This is a genomic window from Vogesella alkaliphila (assembly GCF_014652475.1).
Taxonomy (GTDB): domain Bacteria; phylum Pseudomonadota; class Gammaproteobacteria; order Burkholderiales; family Chromobacteriaceae; genus Vogesella; species Vogesella alkaliphila.
On the sequence record NZ_BMYW01000008.1, the window covers coordinates 81,734 to 99,833 of the forward strand.

Consider the following 18,100-nt stretch of genomic DNA (forward strand, 5'->3'; position numbering starts at 1 on the left):
CGAGAATTATCGCCAATTGGCCAGCCAAATCAAGGGATGGGCCAAAGAACTCGGTTTTGCCGACGCCCGCATCACGCGAGCGGCCCTGCCGGAAGAGGCCGAAGCCAGCCTGCTGGTGTGGCTGGCGGCGGGCAACCACGGCGAAATGGAGTACATGGCACGCCATGGCGTGCTGCGCGTGCGTCCGGCGGAGCTGGTGCCGGGCACCGTGCGCGTGATCAGCCTGCGCATGCACTACTGGCCGGCGGCGGCGCGCGATGCCGAAGCGGTGCTGGCCGATGGCTCGCGTGCCTACCTGTCGCGCTACGCGCTGGGCCGCGACTACCACAAGGTGGTACGCAACCGGCTGCAGAAGCTGGCCGAGCGCATCACGCAGGCGGTGGGCGAGCACGGCTACCGCGTGTTCACCGACAGCGCCCCGCTGGCCGAGGTGGCGCTGGCGGCGCAGGCGGGGCAGGGCTGGCGTGGCAAGCATACCCTGCTGCTCAACAAGAAACAGGGCTCGCTGTTCTTCCTCGGCGAGATTCTCACCGATCTGCCGTTGCCGGAAGATGACGGCGAGGACGGTCACTGTGGTAGCTGCACGCGCTGCATCACGGCATGTCCGACCGGCGCCATCGTGGCGCCGTACCAGGTCGACGCCCGGCGCTGCATTTCCTACCTCACCATCGAGCTGAAGGGCGCGATACCGGAGCCGCTGCGACCGCTGATCGGCAACCGCGTCTACGGTTGCGACGACTGCCAGCTGGCCTGCCCGTGGAACCGTTTCGTGGTGCACACGCGGGAGGACGATTTTGCTGTCCGCCACGGGCTGGACGACGTCAGCCTGTTGGAGCTGTTCGGCTGGGACGAGGCGACCTTCGCCAGCCGCATGGCCGGCAGCCCGATCTACCGCATCGGCTACGCCAAGTGGCTGTCCAATCTGGCCATCGGGCTGGGCAATGCGCCGTACGCGGCCGAGATTGTTGTTGCGTTGCAACAGCGGCAGGATCATGCAGATGACGTGGTGCGCGAGTCGGTCGCCTGGGCGCTGGCGCAGCAACAGGGCCGCGCATAAAAGGTTGGCCGCAAGCCAGGGCTCGCGGCCAACCTTGCACCATTTAGTCCTGCCGACGGATCTCAGTCCAGCGCGCGGGTGAAGTGGAACGAGGAGATCACGAAGTCCTTGCGCAGGTACAGCTTGTGCGCGGCGGTGCGCCAGGTGCCGGAGTCCAGTACCAGGAAGCGGCAGCCCAGCGCGCGCGCCTCGGCCTCGCACCAGTCGATCAGCGCACTGCCGACGCCTTGCGAGCGCAGGCGCTCGTCGGTGACCAGGTCGTCGATGTACAGGCGCAGGTCTTCGTAGGTGTTCTCGTAGACGCGGTACAGCGCCAGGCCGAGCACCTGATCGTCCTCGTTCAGCGCTGCCACCAGCCGCGCGCCGTAGCCGAGGATGCGCGCGATCTTGGCGACGTAGTCGGCGCTGTCCTCCGGCAGCATCGGTCGCAGCTGTCTATGCACCGCCAGCGCCGCGGCCAACATTTGCGGCCGGGTGATGCGGCCGTGCTCGTCGCACAGCCGTTCGATGCGCAGCGTGCCCATCAGGCCGGACGCGACGGCGCGATCACCAGCGATTCGCCTTCCAGCACCACATTGCCTTTCACCAGGCACTGGGTGGCGAACTTGACGCGCTTCTTCGCCGGGTCCAGCTCGGTGACGGTGACGCGGGCGGTGACGGTCTCGCCCAGGCGCACCGGCGCCTTGAACTTGGTCGATTGCGACAGGTAGATGGTGCCGTTGCCCGGCAGGCGGGTGCCGACCACGGTGGAGATCAGGCCGGCGGTGAGCATGCCGTGGGCGATGCGGGTCTTGAACATCGACGCTTCGGCGTATTCCTGGTTGATGTGTACCGGGTTGTCGTCGCCGGAGACGGCGGCAAACATCAGGATATCGGCCTCGGTGATGGTTTTGGCGTACTCGGCGCTGTCACCGATCTGGATATCTTCGAAGTAGACGGTCATGCTGTGCTCCCTGTTTTGGCAAGAAAAGCCGCAAGTAGGCACCACGATGGCGGCACTTGCGGCAGGAATGTCCGGTCTGTCGGCGTGTTTATGACATGCTCAATTGTTGCAGCGCATTCTGACACGCTTTACCTTAAATGCAAATTACGGGGAAAATGGCGTAATATTTGTGTCACCCCTGTTGTACTGCAGTTTTTTTGTAGGCAATCTACCAATTAAACGCTTGTTCGATTTTGCGCTGTCGCCTCACGCCGAACAGCCGCACATTGACGACAATTGTTCAACTCAGAGAGTTCGCTGGAGGAATATGAAAGCTCTAGTCGCTGTGAAACGCGTTGTCGATTACAACGTGAAAGTCCGGGTCAAGGCCGATGGCACTGATGTGGATGTCGCTAACGTCAAGATGTCGATGAACCCGTTCGACGAGATCGCGGTGGAAGAGGCCGTGCGTCTGAAAGAAGCCGGCAAGGTCTCCGAGATCGTGGTGGTGTCGCTGGGGGTGAAGCAGTGCGAGGAAACCCTGCGTACCGCACTGGCGATGGGCGCCGACCGCGCTATCCTGGTGGAAACCGACGCCGAGCTGCAGCCGCTGGCGGTGGCCAAGCTGCTGAAGGCCGTGGCTGAAAAAGAGCAACCGCAGCTCTTGATCGTCGGCAAGCAGGCGATCGACGACGACGCCAACCAGACCGGCCAGATGGTGTCGGCACTGCTGGGCTGGGCACAGGGCACTTTCGCCTCGAAAGTGGATGTCGCCGCGGAAACCGTGGACGTGACCCGCGAAGTGGACGGCGGCCTGGAAACCGTCAAGCTGCGCCTGCCGGCGGTGGTGACCACCGACCTGCGCCTGAACGAGCCGCGCTACGTCAAGCTGCCGAACATCATGGCCGCCAAGAAGAAGCCGCTGGACAAGACCACCCCGGCCGAGCTGGGCGTCGATGTTGCGCCGCGCCTGAAGACCCTGAAAGTGGCCGAGCCAGCCAAGCGCTCCGCCGGTATCAAGGTTGCCAATGCCGCCGAGCTGGTGGCCAAACTCAAAAACGAAGCAAAGGTGCTGTAAGCCATGGCCATTCTCGTTATCGCTGAACACGACAACCAGAGCCTGAAAGCAGGCACTCTGAACACCGTTACCGCCGCCGCCAAGCTGGGCGAAGTGCACGTGCTGGTCGCCGGCCACAACGCCGCCGCGGCCGCCGACGCCGCCAAGTCCGTGGCCGGTGTGGCCAAGGTACTGCTGGCCGACAACGCTGCCTACGCGCACGGCCTGGCCGAGAACGTGGCACCGCTGGTGGTGGACCTGGCCAAGGGTTACAGCCACGTGCTGGCCCCGGCGTCGTCCTACGGCAAGAACCTGCTGCCGCGCGTCGCCGCACTCTTGGACGTGGCGCAGGTCTCCGACATTATCGCCATCGAATCCGCCGACACTTTCGTGCGCCCGGTGTACGCCGGCAACGTGCTGGCTACCGTGCAGTCCAGCGACGCTATCAAGGTGATCACCGTGCGTACCACCGCCTTCGAGGCGGCGGCTCAGGGCGGTGCGGCCAACGTTGAAGCCGTCGCCACCGTGTCCGACGCCGGCCTGTCCAGCTTTGTCGGCCAGGAGCTGACCAAGTCCGACCGTCCGGAGCTGGGCGCCGCCAAGATTATCGTGTCCGGTGGCCGTGCGCTGGGTTCGGAAGAGCAGTTCAAGGCGGTGATCGAGCCGCTGGCCGACAAGCTGTCCGCCGCCGTCGGTGCCTCGCGCGCCGCGGTGGACGCCGGCTACGCGCCGAACGACTACCAGGTCGGCCAGACCGGCAAGGTGGTAGCGCCGCAGCTGTACGTGGCGGTGGGCATCTCCGGTGCCATCCAGCACCTGGCGGGCATGAAGGATTCCAAGGTGATCGTGGCGATCAACAAGGATGAAGAGGCGCCGATCTTCCAGGTGGCCGACTACGGCATCGTCGGTGACCTGTTCACCGTGGTACCGGAGCTGATCGCCGAGCTGTCCAAGTAATATCTGCAGTACCCATAAAACAAGGTGCGGTGCCACGGTGCCGCACCACACAAGAAGACCGGCCATGACCGGTTCGTCGGGAGGAGTCCACACCGCGCAGTGCGCAGCGTGCGGCTTGTCCGTTGGCGGACGCATGGCCGGTTTTTTTGCACGAGAAATGACGAGAAACGACACAGAGGAGCGATCGATGATTTACAAGGCACCCAGCAAAGACATCCGCTTTGCCCTGAACGAGCTGGCCGAGCTGCCGGCCGTCTGCACCCTGCCGGGCTACGAGGACTGCAGCGTCGAGCTGACCGACGCCATCCTGGAAGAAGGCGCCAAGTTTGCCGAGAACGTGCTGGCCCCGATCAACCGGTTGGGCGACAAGGGCGCCAAGTGGGCGCCGGATTTCAGCGTGACCGCCGCCGAAGGCTTCAAGGATGCCTGGCAGCAGTACGTGGAGGCCGGCTGGGTAGGGCTGCGTGCACCGGCCGAGTTCGGCGGCCAGGGCCTGCCGGCGCTGGTGGCCATCGCCGCCGAGGAAATGTGGTGTTCGGCCAACCTGGCGTTCTCGCTGGCGCCGCTGCTGACCCTGGGGGCGGTGGAGGCCATCAACCACCACGCGTCCGACGAATTGAAAGCCGTCTACCTGCCGCGCATGTCCAGCGGCGAGTGGACCGGCACCATGAACCTGACCGAGCCGCAGGCCGGTTCCGACCTGGCGCAGGTGCGTTCGCGCGCCGTCCCGGTCGGCGATGGCAGCTACAAGATCAGCGGCCAGAAGATCTTTATCACCTGGGGCGAGCACGACATGGCGGACAACATCGTCCACCTGGTGTTGGCCCGCCTGCCGGATGCACCGGCTGGGGTGAAGGGCATCTCGCTGTTCATCGTGCCCAAGTTCCTGGTGAATGCCGACGGCAGCCTCGGCGCGCGCAACGACGTGCGCTGCGTGTCGCTGGAGCACAAGCTGGGCATCCACGGCAGCCCCACCGCGGTGATGAGTTTCGGCGACGACGGTGGTGCCATCGGCTACCTGGTGGGCGAGGCCAACAAGGGTCTGGCTTACATGTTCACCATGATGAACCATGCGCGCCTGGGCGTGGGGGTGGAAGGCATGGCGGTGTCCGAGCGCGCCTACCAGAAGGCGGTGGAGTACGCGCGAGAGCGGGTGCAGAGCCGCGCCGTCGGCAGCCCGGATCCGGCCGGCGTCGCCATCATCCGGCACCCGGACGTGCGCCGCATGCTGATGACGATGAAGGCGCAGATTGAGGCGCAGCGTGCGCTGGCCTTCTACGCCGCCGCCGCGCTGGACCGCGCCGCGCGCGATCCGGTGGCCAGCGAGGCCGCGCGCAACCAGGCGCTGGTCAACTTCCTGATCCCGATCGTGAAGGGCTGGAACACCGAGCAGGCCAACGAGATCACCAGCCTGGCAGTGCAGATCCACGGCGGCATGGGCTTCATCGAAGAGACCGGCGTCGCGCAGTACTACCGCGACGCGCGCATCACCGCCATTTATGAGGGCACCACCGGCATCCAGGCGCTGGACCTGATCGGGCGCAAGATCGCCAGCGAAGACGGTGCGACCGCGCGCTGGCTGCTGGAGGAGGTCAAGGTCACCGCCGGCAAGCTGGCCGCGGCAGGTTACGCCAGCCTTGCGGCCAACCTTGAGGCGGCGGTGAAGGACGCCGAGCGCTGCGTCGCCTTCATTCTGGAGACCTTCGGCAGCCGGCCGCAGCTGGCGGCGGCCGGTTCGGTGCCCTTCCTCAAGCTGATGGGCATCGTGCTGGGCGGCTGGATGATGGGGCGCGCCGCGCTGATCGCCCGTGTGCAGCAGGGCGACGAGGGGGCCGACGCCGAGTTCCTCGCGGCGAAGATCGTCACCGCCCGTTTCTACGGTGAGCATCTGTTACCGCAGACCGCCGGTCTGGCGGCCGCCATCGTCCACGGTGGTGACAGCGTGCTGGAGCTGGACGAAACGCTGTTCTGAGCGAGGGTTCGGTCTGCAAGAACCGCCGGTGCCGCAGCTGCGACACCGGCGGTTTTTTATGCGCAATTCGCCGCTGGCGACGCGTGGGGCTGGTGTGTTGCCGGCAGTTGGCCTGCGCGGAACAACTTGCCGTGCGCGCGCATTTTTTGTAAGGTTGACGCTAGCGTAAACAAGGGCTTAGCCGATGATGGCGACTGTATCCATTGTTCAGAAAAGCATCAGTCGTGGCGCGCGGCCTTGCCGAAAAGGCCGAAAACAGGATATACTTGAAAAGTTTAACCGAACGGGACAAGCGCACGTCGCTATAGTCCCGTTTGTTGTATCCATAAATCAAAAATATCATTATTAGGAGCCAGCCAGTGACAACCGTACCCGCGATTCTAGCCTTGGCTGACGGCACGCTGTTCAAAGGCGTTGCCATCGGAGCCAACGGCCACACCGTCGGAGAGGTGGTATTCAATACCGCCATGACCGGTTATCAGGAAATCCTTACCGACCCGTCCTATACCCGGCAGATCGTCACCCTGACTTATCCTCATATCGGCAACGTCGGCGCCAACTCGGAAGATACCGAGTCCGGCGCCGTCTTTGCATCCGGCCTGATCATCCGTGATCTGCCGCTGCTGCACAGTAACTTCCGTGCGGAAGACTCGCTGTCCGATTACCTGACGAAGCACAACGTTGTTGCCATCGCCGACATCGACACCCGCAAACTGACCCGCATCCTGCGCGAAAAAGGCGCCCAGCCAGGCTGCATCATGGCCGGCGACATCGACGAGGCGAAAGCCGTCGAGCTGGCGCGCGGTTTCGGCAGCATGGCCGGCCAGGATCTGGCCAAGGTGGTCAGCTGCAAGGAGCCCTACGGCTGGACGACGCGCGAATGGCGTCTGGGCCAGGGTTATGTCGAGCAGGCTGACACCCCGTTCCACGTGGTGGCCTACGACTTCGGCGTCAAGCGCAACATCCTGCGCATGCTGGCCGAGCGTGGCTGCAAGCTGACCGTGGTACCGGCCGAGACCCCGGCCCGCGACGTGCTGGCACTGAAACCGGACGGCGTGTTCCTGTCCAACGGCCCTGGCGATCCGGAGCCGTGCGACTACGCGATCAGCGCCATCCGCGACATCCTGGACACCAAGCTGCCGGTATTCGGCATCTGCCTCGGCCACCAGCTGCTGGGCCTGGCCACCGGCGGCAAGACTTCCAAGATGAAGTTCGGCCACCACGGTGCCAACCACCCGGTGCAGGACCTCGATTCCGGCCGCGTGATGATCACCAGCCAGAACCACGGCTTCCAGGTCGACGAGTCCAGCCTTGCGGCCAACGTGCGCGTTACCCACCGTTCGCTGTTCGACCAGACGGTGCAGGGCATCGCGCTGACCGACCGTCCGGCGTTCTCGTTCCAGGGCCACCCTGAGGCGAGCCCGGGTCCGGAAGACGTGGCCTACCTGTTTGACCGTTTCATCTCGCTGATGGCCGCGCACAAGCAGACCTGATCACGGAGGACGCATCATGTTCGGCATCACTGACCTGACCACCTACCTGCTCGGCACTGTCTTCATTGTGCTGCTGCCGGGCCCCAATTCGATGTATGTGCTGTCGGTAGCGGCACAGCGCGGGGTGCGCGCCGGCTTTGCCGGTGCCTGTGGCGTGTTCGTCGGTGATTTCGTGCTGATGACCCTGGCCGCAACCGGCGCTGCCGGTCTGCTGCAGGCCAACCCGGCGCTGTTTGCCATCGTCAAGTATGCCGGCGGCGCCTATCTGGCGTGGCTCGGCGTCGCCATGCTGCGTGGCGCCTGGGCCGGTTGGCAACAGCGTCGCCAGAGCCAGGCCGTGGCGACTGCGCCGGCGCTGGACATGAGCCGTCCGTTTTCCAAGGCTTTGCTGATCAGCCTGATGAACCCGAAGGCGATCCTGTTCTTCGTGTCGTTCTTCGTGCAGTTCGTCGATCCGGCCTATCCGTATCCGGCACTGACCTTTGCCATCCTCGGCGCCATCGTGCAGCTGTGCAGCGCGCTGTACCTGACCACGCTGATTCTGGCCGGCAACCATCTGGCCGAGGCGTTCCGTCGTCGTCGTCGCCTGTCGGCGGCGATGGGCGGGGCGGTCGGTGCCATGTTTATCGGCTTCGGCGCCAAGTTGGCCGCCGCCAGCCTGTAATACCCGGCGTCTCCGGCAGCAGGCCGCGTCAGCCTGCCGGAGCGTGTAAAACATTGAACAATATTGAGCGATTACCATGCCTAAACGTACTGATATCAAGAGCATTCTCATCATTGGCGCTGGCCCGATCGTCATCGGCCAGGCCTGCGAGTTTGACTACTCCGGCGCGCAGGCGTGCAAGGCACTGCGTGAAGAAGGCTACAAAGTCATCCTGGTGAACTCCAACCCGGCCACCATCATGACCGACCCGGACATGGCCGACGTGACCTACATCGAGCCGATCTCCTGGCCGGTGGTGGAAAAGATCATCGCCAAGGAGCGTCCGGACGCGATCCTGCCGACCATGGGCGGCCAGACCGCGCTGAACTGCGCACTGGACCTGGCGCGCAACGGCGTGCTGGAAAAGTACAAGGTCGAGCTGATCGGCGCGACCGAAGACGCGATCGACAAGGCGGAAGACCGCGGCCGCTTCAAGGAAGCGATGGCCAAGATCGGCCTGTCCTGCCCGCTGTCCTTCGTCTGCCACACCATGGAAGAATCGCTGGAAGCACAGACCAAGGTCGGCTTCCCGACCCTGATCCGCCCGTCCTTCACCATGGGCGGTTCCGGCGGCGGCATCGCCTACAACAAGGAAGAGTTCCTGGCCATCTGCGAGCGCGGTTTCGAAGCGTCGCCGACCCACGAACTGCTGATCGAACAATCCGTACTCGGCTGGAAAGAGTACGAGATGGAAGTGGTGCGCGACCGCAACGACAACTGCATCATCATCTGCTCGATCGAGAACTTCGACCCGATGGGCGTGCACACCGGCGACTCCATCACCGTGGCTCCGGCGCAGACGCTGACCGACAAGGAATACCAGATCATGCGCAATGCCTCGCTGGCGGTGCTGCGTGAAATCGGTGTCGACACCGGCGGCTCCAACGTGCAGTTCGCGACCAACCCGGACACCGGCGAGATGATCGTGATCGAGATGAACCCGCGCGTGTCGCGTTCCTCGGCGCTGGCGTCCAAGGCCACCGGCTTCCCGATCGCCAAGATCGCTGCCAAGCTGGCGGTCGGCTTCACCCTCGACGAATTGAAGAACGACATCACCGGCGGCGCGACTCCGGCCTCGTTCGAGCCGTCCATCGACTACGTGGTCACCAAGATCCCGCGTTTCGCCTTCGAGAAATTCCCGCAGGCCGACGACCGCCTGACCACGCAGATGAAGTCGGTCGGCGAGGTGATGGCCATGGGCCGCACGCTGCAGGAATCGATGCAGAAAGCGCTGCGCGGCCTGGAAACCGGCCTGTCCGGCTTCAACTCGGTGAGCCAGGACGAGGAAACCATCCGTCACGAACTGGGCGCGCCCGGTCCGGAACGCATCCTGTACGTGGCCGACGCCTTCCGTATCGGCATGAGCCGCGACGACATCTTCGCCATCAGCAAGATCGACCCGTGGTTCCTGGCGCAGATCGAAGACCTGATCGGCGAAGAAAAAGCGCTGGCCGGCCGTAAGGCGGACAGCCTGGGTTACGAAGAACTGCGTCGCCTGAAGCGCAAAGGCTTCTCCGACCGCCGCCTGGGCGAGCTGCTGGGCACCGACCAGGCTGCCGTGCGTAGCCACCGCTGGGGCCTGAACCTGCACCCGGTGTACAAGCGCGTGGATACCTGCGCCGCCGAGTTCGCCACCAACACCGCCTACATGTACTCCACCTATGAAGAAGAGTGCGAGTCCAAGCCGACCGACCGCAAGAAGGTGATGGTGCTGGGTGGCGGCCCGAACCGTATCGGCCAGGGTATCGAATTCGACTACTGCTGCGTGCACGCCGCGCTCTCCCTGCGCGAATCCGGTTTCGAGACCATCATGGTCAACTGCAACCCGGAAACCGTGTCCACCGACTACGACACCTCCGACCGCCTGTACTTCGAGCCGCTGACCCTGGAAGACGTGCTGGAAATCTGCCGCATCGAGAAGCCGTTCGGCGTGATCGTGCAGTACGGCGGCCAGACGCCGCTGAAACTGGCGCGCGCGCTGGAAGCCAACGGCGTGCCCATCATCGGCACCAGCCCGGACATGATCGACGCCGCCGAAGACCGCGAGCGCTTCCAGCAACTGCTGAACGACCTGGGCCTGAAGCAGCCGCCTAACCGCACCGCGCGCAACCCGGTTGACGCGATGCGCCTGGCCGAAGAGATCGGCTACCCGCTGGTGGTGCGCCCGTCCTACGTACTGGGCGGCCGCGCGATGGAAATCGTGCACGAGCCGGCCGATCTGGAACGCTATATGCGCGAAGCGGTGAAGGTGTCCAACGACAGCCCGGTGCTGCTGGACCGCTTCCTGAACGACGCCATCGAGGTCGACGTCGACTGCGTGTCCGACGGCGCCACCGTGGTGATCGGCGGCATCATGCAGCACGTGGAACAGGCCGGTGTGCACTCCGGTGACTCCGCCTGCTCCTTGCCACCGTACAGCCTGTTCCCGGCGGTACAGGACGAGATCCGCCGCCAGACCGAAGCGATGGCGCGTGCGCTGAACGTGGTCGGCCTGATGAACGTGCAGTTCGCGATCCAGGGCGACACCATCTACGTGCTGGAAGTGAACCCGCGCGCGTCGCGTACCGTGCCGTTCGTGTCCAAGGTGACCGGCGCGCCGCTGGCCAAGATCGCCGCCCGCGCCATGGCCGGCATCAGCCTGATCGAACAGGGCTTCACCAAGGAAGTGATTCCGCCGTACTACGCGGTGAAGGAAGCAGTGTTCCCGTTCATCAAGTTCCCCGGCGTGGACACCATCCTGGGGCCGGAAATGAAGTCGACCGGTGAGGTGATGGGCGTTGGCCGCACCTTTGCCGAAGCCTTCGTCAAGGGCCAGCTGGCCGCCGGCGACCGCCTGCCGCGCACCGGCAAGGTGTTCCTGTCCTTGCGCGAGAGCGACAAGGAAGGTGGCATCGAGGTGGCGCGCGAACTGCAGAAGCTGGGCTTCGGCGTGTGCGCCACCCGCGGCACCGCCAAGGCGATGGCCGACGCCGGCATCGTGGTGCAGGTGGTGAACAAGGTGAACGAAGGCCGTCCGCACATCGTCGACATGATCAAGAACGGCGAGATCGACGTGCTGGTCAACACCGTGGACGAGAAGCGCAAGGCGATCCAGGACAGCCACGCCATCCGCCGCTCCGCGCTGCAGATGCGTGTGCCGCAGTACACCACCCTGGCCGGTGCCAAGGCGGTTTGCGTCGGCCTGTCGCACGTCGATGATTTCGACGTCTACAGCGTGCAGCAGCTGCACGCCGAGCTGAAGGGCTGAGCCAGGTCAAAGGTTGGCCGCATGCGGCCAACCTTTGAACCCGGAGCAAAATCTCGTTACAATCACCGCTGAATCAAACGTCCAGCAAAGCCGCCGTCCCGTACGGCGGCTTGCGCTTTTATCACAGGGCAGCAGTACGCCCTTGGAGAACCGAGTCATGAACAAAGTCCCGTTGACCGTACGTGGTGCCGAACAGCTGAAGGCCGAATTGCAGCGTCTGAAGAGCATTGAGCGTCCGTCGGTGATCGAGGCCATTGCCGAAGCGCGTGCGCAAGGCGATCTATCCGAGAATGCAGAGTACGACGCCGCCAAAGAGCGCCAGGCCTTTGTCGAGGGCCGTATTGCCGAGCTGGAAGGCAAGATTTCCAACGCGCAGATCATCGATCCGACCGAGCTGGATGCCGACGGCCGCATCGTGTTCGGCACCACCGTGCTCCTGACCGATCTGGAAAGCGAAGAAGAAAAGACCTACCAGATCGTCGGCGACGACGAGGCCGACATCAAGCTGGGCAAGGTGTCGGTCAACTCGCCGATCGCGCGCGCGCTGATCGGCAAGGTGGAAGGCGACGTGGCCGAGGTGATGGCGCCAGGTGGCATCCGCGAGTACGAAGTGCTGGAAGTGCGCTACATCTGAGTGCGGCGGCCGCCTGTGGCCACGCTGGTGCTGTAACGTTGGCCGCAAGCCGGCCCGGAAGAGGAAGACCAATGGACGGATTGCGTGCGATTGCCCGGACTCTGTGGATCGGCGGCATGTGGGTGGTCGGCATCATCGTGGCCCCCATCCTGTTTTCGGCGCTGGATAACGTGACCGCCGGCATGGTGGCGGGGCGGCTGTTTGCCGCCATCGCCTGGGTCGGGCTGGTGTGCGGCATCTTCCTGCTGGCCGACTACGTGCTGCGCTACGGCGCACGCGGCCTGAAGCAGGGCGGCTTCTGGCTGTTATTCGGCATGCTGGTGTGCATCGTGATCAACCATTTCGCGGTGACGCCCATCATCGCCAGCCTCAAGCTGCAGATGAACCATGCCGCCGAAGGGCTGTTCGGTGGCGGCTTTGCCACCTGGCACGCGATCTCCAGCCTGATCTACCTGCTGCAAAGCCTGATGGCGCTGGTGTACCTGCTGCGCAGCGATAACTGAGGCGGCACGCTTCGGTACTGACGCACAAAGACAAAGCGGTGGCATCGCCACCGCTTTTTGTCTGTGCTACGCGCGCCGCGGTCAGCGACCGCTGCCCGCAAGGCTCAAGGGCGTGCCTTGAGCGCCTTCTTGCTTTTCGGCAGGTCGATGCGCTTGGCCTCGGACGGGCGGAACAGCACCAGCAGCTTGCCGATGTGCTGTACTTGACCGGCGCCCAGATCGTTAGCAATCTGCTCGTACATGGCCACGCGTGCCGCGCGGTCGTCGCCGAGTACGCGCACCTTGATCAGTTCGTGGGCGTCCAGGCTGATGGCGATTTCACGGATAACCGACTCGGTCAGGCCATTGTTGCCGATCATCACGACGGGGCTGAGCGAGTGGGCCAAACCCTTCAGATATTGGCGCTCGACTGGGGTCAGTTCGATTTTCATTGTGGCTTCAAGTTTCAGATTAAAAAACGATTTTACTAAACTTTAGGTCATTCCCCAAACGGCACATGCATTAATTACTGGAATCCACATGGCAAGAAGCAAGTCTAGCAACGCCTGGCTGCGTGAGCACGTCAACGATCACTACGTGCAAATGGCCCAAAAAGACGGCTATCGCGCGCGCGCCGCGTACAAACTGCTGGAAATCAACGACAAGGACAAGCTGATCCGGCCGGGCACCGTGCTGGCCGATCTCGGCTCGGCGCCGGGCAGCTGGTCGCAGGTGGCGGCGCGCATCGTCGGCGACAGCGGCAAGGTCTTTGCCATCGACATCCTGCCGATGGACCCGATCGCCGACGTCGCCTTCATCCAGGGCGACTTCCGCGACGACGAGGTGCTGGAGGAGTTCGTGACCATGCTCGGCGGGCGGCAGCTGGACCTTGTAATTTCCGACATGGCGCCCAATATCTCCGGAATGAGCGGGATCGATCAGGCCAGAAGCTTTCACCTGAATGAGCTGGCACTGGAATTTGTCCGTGACCATTTGAAACCCGGCGGCAGTTTTCTCGTCAAAGTGTTCCAGGGCAGTGATTTCCAGCCCTATCTGAAAGCCATGCGCGAGCTGTTTGGCGAAGTCGTAACGCGTAAACCGAAGGCCTCGCGCGACCGTTCCAGTGAAATCTACCTGCTGGGCAAAGACCGTCGCTGACAGTGCGACGTGCCGGGTTTACAATAGAAAAAACCATTTACCAAGTCAGGGCACATAGGAGCACGCTCTTGTGAACAATATCGGAAAAAACATCGCGATCTGGGTCATCATCGGTCTTGTACTGATGACTGTGTTCAACCAGTTTACCAAGCGCCAGGAAACCCAGAATCAGGTCGAGTATTCGCAATTCATGAGCGATGTGGAGTCCGGCAAGATTCAGACGGTGAGCATTGAAGGCAATCCGCTACGCGGCCAGTGGGTGCGCGGCAAGCGTACCGACGGCTCCAGTTTCAGCACCTATGCCCCGTTCGACGTGAAAATGGTGGACGTGCTGATCAAGAACAACGTGACCTTCTCCGCCAAGCCGGAAGAGGAACCGTCGATGCTGATGAGCATCTTCATCAGCTGGTTCCCGATGCTGCTCCTGATCGGGGTGTGGTTCTTCTTCATGCGCCAGATGCAGGGCGGCGGCAAGGGCGGGGCGTTCTCGTTCGGCAAGAGCAAGGCGCGCATGCTGGACCAGGACACCAACACCGTGACCTTTGCCGACGTGGCCGGTTGCGATGAAGCCAAGGAAGAAGTGAAGGAGATCGTCGACTACCTGCGCGACCCTTCCCGTTACCAGAGCCTGGGCGGCCGCATTCCGCGCGGCATCCTGCTCGCCGGCTCGCCGGGTACCGGTAAGACGCTGCTGGCCAAGGCCATCGCCGGCGAAGCCAAGGTACCGTTCTTCAGCATTTCCGGTTCCGACTTCGTCGAGATGTTCGTCGGCGTTGGTGCCTCCCGCGTGCGCGACATGTTCGAGCAGGCGAAGAAGAACGCGCCGTGTATCATCTTCATCGACGAGATCGACGCGGTCGGCCGCCAGCGTGGCGCCGGCCTCGGCGGTGGTAACGACGAACGCGAACAGACCCTCAACCAGCTGCTGGTGGAGATGGACGGTTTCGAGACCAACCAGACGGTGATCGTGATCGCCGCCACTAACCGTCCGGACGTGCTGGACCCGGCGCTGCAGCGTCCTGGCCGTTTCGACCGCCAGGTAGTGGTGCCGCTGCCGGATATCCGCGGCCGCGAGCAGATCCTGAACGTGCACATGCGCAAGGTACCGATCGCCGCCGACGTGGACGCGCCGATCATCGCGCGCGGTACGCCGGGCTTCTCCGGTGCCGACCTCGCCAACCTGGTCAACGAAGCCGCGCTGTTCGCCGCGCGCCGCAACAAGCGCCTGGTCGACATGCTCGACTTCGAGTCCGCCAAGGACAAGATCATGATGGGCGCCGAGCGCAAGTCCATGGTGATGTCCGAGGAAGAGAAGAAGAACACCGCCTACCACGAGTCCGGCCACGCGGTGGTGGCCAAGCTGCTGCCGAAGTCCGATCCGGTGCACAAGGTCACCATCATCCCGCGCGGCCGCGCGCTGGGCGTGACCATGCAGCTGCCGGAAGAAGACCGCTACGCCTACGACCGTGGCTACCTGATGGACCGCATCGCGATCCTGTTCGGCGGCCGCATCGCGGAAGAGCTGTTCATGAACCAGATGACCACCGGCGCCTCGAACGACTTCGAGCGTGCCACGCAGATGGCGCGCGACATGGTGACGCGCTACGGCATGTCCGACCGTCTGGGGCCGATGGTCTACGGCGAGAACGAGGGCGAAGTATTCCTCGGCCGCTCGGTGACCACCCACAAGAACATGTCGGAAGCCACCATGCAGCAGGTGGACCAGGAAATCCGCCGCATCATCGACGAGCAGTACGCGCTGGCGCGCCGACTGCTGGACGAGAACCGCGACAAGGTGGAGGCGATGACCGCCGCGCTGCTGGAGTGGGAAACCATCGACGCCGAGCAGATCAACGACATCATGGCCGGCAAGACGCCGCGTCCGCCATCGCCGGGTGCCGGTTTCAACAAGCCGGACAGCAAGCCGCCGGCACCGCCGGCACCAGAACCATCGGTGACGCCGGCACAAGAACTGTAAAAGACGAGTAGGGTAAACAACAGGGTGTCAGTCCAGGCTGACACCCTGTTTTGCATTGGAGAAAGCTATGTCGGTTTTTGCCTGCGGCAGGTTCAGCCTGTCGCTCGAGCGCCCGCTGTTGATGGGCATTTTGAACGTGACGCCGGACTCCTTTTCCGATGGCGGCAGCTACAACCGCCTGGATGCGGCCTTGGCGCACGCCGAGCGCCTGCTGGCCGACGGCGCCGACATCCTCGACATCGGCGGCGAGTCGACGCGGCCGGGCGCGCCCTACGTCAGCCCGGAAGAGGAGCTGCAGCGGGTGCTGCCGGTGCTGGAAAGGTTGGCCGCACTGCAGATGCCGCTGTCGCTGGATACCCGCCGCACCTCGGTGATGCGCGCCGCGCTGCAGGCCGGTGCCGTCGACCTGATCAACGACGTGTCGGCGCTGGAAGACGACGGTGCGCTGGCGCTGGTGGCAGCGGCCAAGGTCGGCATCTGCCTGATGCACAAGCAGGGCAATCCGGACACCATGCAGCAGCAGCCGGACTACGCCGACGTGGTGCAGGAGGTCGGCGGCTATCTCGCCCGCCGCATCGAGCTGTGCCTGGCAAACGGCATCGCCCGCGACCGGCTGCTGGCCGACCCCGGCTTCGGTTTCGGCAAGACGCTGGCGCACAATCTGGACCTGCTGCGCGCGCTGCCGCAGCTGGAAGCGCTGGCCGGCGCGCCGCTGCTGGTCGGCATGTCGCGCAAGTCGATGCTGGGCGCCATCACCGGTGAGGCGCAGCCGGACCAGCGCCTGGGCGCCAGCGTGGCGGCGGCACTGCTGGCCGCACAGCGTGGAGCCAAGATTATCCGCGTGCACGACGTGAAGGCCACGCACCAGGCGCTGCAGGTGTGGCAGGCGCTGGGCTCAGTTTGACGCGGCAGTTGCCCCCGCAAGCGGGCGGCGATGTAAAATCGGCAGGATAAGAGTCTGAAGGAACAATAATGAGCCGCAAATATTTTGGTACCGATGGTGTGCGTGGCGAAGTCGGCCAGTTTCCGATTACCCCCGATTTCGTGCTGCGCCTCGGCTACGCCGCCGGCAAGGTGCTGGTCGATCACGAGCGGCAGGAACACCCGACGGTGATCATCGGCAAGGACACCCGCATCTCCGGCTACATGCTGGAGGCGGCGCTGCAGGCCGGCCTCACCGCCGCCGGCGTCAACGTACTCTTGACCGGGCCACTGCCGACGCCGGGCATCGCCTACCTGACCCGCGCGCTGCGCCTGTCGGCCGGGGTGATGATCTCCGCGTCGCACAACCCGTACCAGGATAACGGCATCAAGTTCTTCGCCGAGGGCGGCAAGAAGCTGGACGACGCGCTGGAGCGCGAGATCGAGGCGATGCTGGATTCGCCGATGCAGACCAGCGCGTCGCGCGAGCTGGGCCGGGCTCGGCGCATCGACGGCGCCGCTGACCGCTACATCGAGTTCTGCAAGAGCACCTTCCCCAACGAGCGCAACCTGAAGGGGATGAAGCTGGTCGTCGATTGCGCGCACGGTGCCACCTACCACATCGCGCCCAAGGTGTTCCACGAGCTGGGCGCCGAGGTGATCACCATCGGTGGGGAGCCGAACGGCTACAACATCAACGACGGCGTCGGCGCCACCCACACCGAGGCGATCAGCCAGGCGGTGCTGCAGCACGGTGCCGATCTCGGCATCTCGCTGGACGGCGACGGCGACCGGCTGATGATGGCCGACCGCCACGGCAAGGTCTACGACGGCGACCAGCTGATCTACGTGATCGCCAAGGCGCGCGCGGCGCGCGGCCAGCTCGGCGGCGGCGTGGTCGGCACGGTGATGACCAACCTGGCGATGGAGCTGGCGCTGCAACAGCAGGGCATCGCCTTCGGCCGCGCCAAGGTCGGCGACCGCTACGTGCTGGAATTGCTGCACGAGAACGGCTGGCAGGTCGGCGGCGAGGCGTCCGGCCACGTGCTGTGCCTGGACAAGCACTCCACCGGCGACGGCATCATCTCCAGCCTGCAGGTGCTGGCGGCGCTGGCCGAGCTGGACAGCGATCTGGCCACCGTCTGCAGCGACTGGCAGCCGTTCCCGCAGAAGATGATCAATGTGCGGCTCAATGGCCAGGACTGGCAGGCCGCCAGTGCCGCCAAGTACGCCGAGGCCCAGCTGGCGCTCGCCGGCCGCGGCCGCGTGGTGCTGCGTCCGTCCGGTACGGAACCGGTGGTGCGCGTGATGGTCGAAGCGGATGAACTGGCGCTGGCCGAGCAGTGGGCCAGCCAAATCGCCGCGGCGATCGAAGCGGCCTGACGGCGTACCGGCATCGGCGCAAGCCACCTGCGAAGGTGGCTTTGTTTTTGCCGTCGCGACACGACCATAGTCAAGCAGGGGGCAACGGGGGCTGTGCTATGATGGCAGCCGCTCTCTGAACTGCTTCGCCTGGCCT

At 64.2% G+C, this 18,100-nt stretch carries 16 protein-coding genes; 13 read left to right on the top strand and 3 right to left on the bottom strand.

Features of this window, described 5'->3' with window-relative positions; genetic code table 11:
* The first annotated feature begins 16 nt into the window (after positions 1-16).
* Positions 17-1,057: a tRNA epoxyqueuosine(34) reductase QueG gene (gene queG, locus IE100_RS12355; protein ID WP_229800368.1), complete on the top strand. Its 1,041-nt coding sequence runs from the start codon at positions 17-19 to the stop codon at positions 1,055-1,057.
* A gap of 62 nt (positions 1,058-1,119) precedes the next feature.
* Here queG and IE100_RS12360 read toward each other — a convergent pair whose 3' ends face one another.
* A complete protein-coding gene (locus tag IE100_RS12360; RefSeq protein ID WP_189374605.1) occupies positions 1,120-1,581 on the bottom strand; it encodes a GNAT family N-acetyltransferase in 462 nt (153 codons plus the stop codon).
* Positions 1,581-2,000: a MaoC family dehydratase gene (locus tag IE100_RS12365; RefSeq protein ID WP_047966967.1), complete on the bottom strand. Its 420-nt coding sequence runs from the start codon at positions 1,998-2,000 to the stop codon at positions 1,581-1,583. The genes IE100_RS12360 and IE100_RS12365 overlap by 1 nt, the downstream gene beginning before the upstream one ends.
* A 307-nt stretch (positions 2,001-2,307) precedes the next feature.
* Here IE100_RS12365 and IE100_RS12370 point away from each other — a divergent pair, with 307 nt between their 5' ends.
* From IE100_RS12370 to IE100_RS12405, 8 genes are all read left to right on the top strand, one after another.
* On the top strand, positions 2,308-3,057 hold the full coding sequence (locus IE100_RS12370) for an electron transfer flavoprotein subunit beta/FixA family protein (RefSeq protein ID WP_189374607.1): 750 nt from the start codon (positions 2,308-2,310) through the stop codon (positions 3,055-3,057).
* Positions 3,058-3,060: 3 nt separating this feature from the next.
* The gene (locus IE100_RS12375; protein WP_189374608.1) at positions 3,061-3,993 is read left to right on the top strand and encodes an electron transfer flavoprotein subunit alpha/FixB family protein; all 933 of its coding nucleotides are present in this window, start codon (positions 3,061-3,063) and stop codon (positions 3,991-3,993) included.
* 187 nt (positions 3,994-4,180) lie between these two features.
* Positions 4,181-5,965 carry an acyl-CoA dehydrogenase gene (locus tag IE100_RS12380; RefSeq protein WP_189374610.1) on the top strand — a complete coding sequence of 595 codons (1,785 nt, stop codon included), beginning with the start codon at positions 4,181-4,183 and terminating at the stop codon, positions 5,963-5,965.
* Between the two features lie 359 nt (positions 5,966-6,324).
* A complete protein-coding gene (gene carA / locus IE100_RS12385; protein ID WP_189374612.1) occupies positions 6,325-7,458 on the top strand; it encodes a glutamine-hydrolyzing carbamoyl-phosphate synthase small subunit in 1,134 nt (377 codons plus the stop codon).
* Positions 7,459-7,474: 16 nt separating this feature from the next.
* Entirely contained in the window at positions 7,475-8,122 is a 648-nt protein-coding gene (leuE, locus tag IE100_RS12390; protein WP_189374614.1) for a leucine efflux protein LeuE, read from the top strand.
* Between the two features lie 76 nt (positions 8,123-8,198).
* Positions 8,199-11,408: a carbamoyl-phosphate synthase large subunit gene (gene carB, locus IE100_RS12395; protein WP_189374616.1), complete on the top strand. Its 3,210-nt coding sequence runs from the start codon at positions 8,199-8,201 to the stop codon at positions 11,406-11,408.
* Positions 11,409-11,565: 157 nt separating this feature from the next.
* On the top strand, positions 11,566-12,042 hold the full coding sequence (gene greA / locus IE100_RS12400) for a transcription elongation factor GreA (RefSeq protein WP_047966974.1): 477 nt from the start codon (positions 11,566-11,568) through the stop codon (positions 12,040-12,042).
* Positions 12,043-12,113: 71 nt separating this feature from the next.
* Positions 12,114-12,545, top strand: a complete 432-nt coding sequence (locus IE100_RS12405; RefSeq protein WP_189374618.1) for a DUF4149 domain-containing protein — start codon at positions 12,114-12,116, stop codon at positions 12,543-12,545.
* Between the two features lie 104 nt (positions 12,546-12,649).
* Here IE100_RS12405 and yhbY read toward each other — a convergent pair whose 3' ends face one another.
* The gene (yhbY, locus tag IE100_RS12410; RefSeq protein WP_189374620.1) at positions 12,650-12,976 is read right to left on the bottom strand and encodes a ribosome assembly RNA-binding protein YhbY; all 327 of its coding nucleotides are present in this window, start codon (positions 12,974-12,976) and stop codon (positions 12,650-12,652) included.
* Positions 12,977-13,064: 88 nt separating this feature from the next.
* Between yhbY and rlmE the strand changes: the two genes are divergently transcribed.
* The 4 genes from rlmE (at position 13,065) to glmM (ending at position 17,964) form a co-directional block, all read left to right on the top strand.
* Positions 13,065-13,682 (top strand): 23S rRNA (uridine(2552)-2'-O)-methyltransferase RlmE, encoded by a 618-nt coding sequence (rlmE, locus tag IE100_RS12415; protein WP_189352638.1) that lies wholly within the window; start codon positions 13,065-13,067, stop codon positions 13,680-13,682.
* Positions 13,683-13,752: 70 nt separating this feature from the next.
* Positions 13,753-15,660: an ATP-dependent zinc metalloprotease FtsH gene (ftsH, locus tag IE100_RS12420; RefSeq protein ID WP_189374622.1), complete on the top strand. Its 1,908-nt coding sequence runs from the start codon at positions 13,753-13,755 to the stop codon at positions 15,658-15,660.
* A gap of 67 nt (positions 15,661-15,727) precedes the next feature.
* The gene (folP, locus tag IE100_RS12425) at positions 15,728-16,564 is read left to right on the top strand and encodes a dihydropteroate synthase (protein WP_189374624.1); all 837 of its coding nucleotides are present in this window, start codon (positions 15,728-15,730) and stop codon (positions 16,562-16,564) included.
* Positions 16,565-16,632: 68 nt separating this feature from the next.
* Positions 16,633-17,964: a phosphoglucosamine mutase gene (gene glmM / locus IE100_RS12430; protein WP_189374625.1), complete on the top strand. Its 1,332-nt coding sequence runs from the start codon at positions 16,633-16,635 to the stop codon at positions 17,962-17,964.
* Positions 17,965-18,100 lie beyond the last annotated feature (136 nt).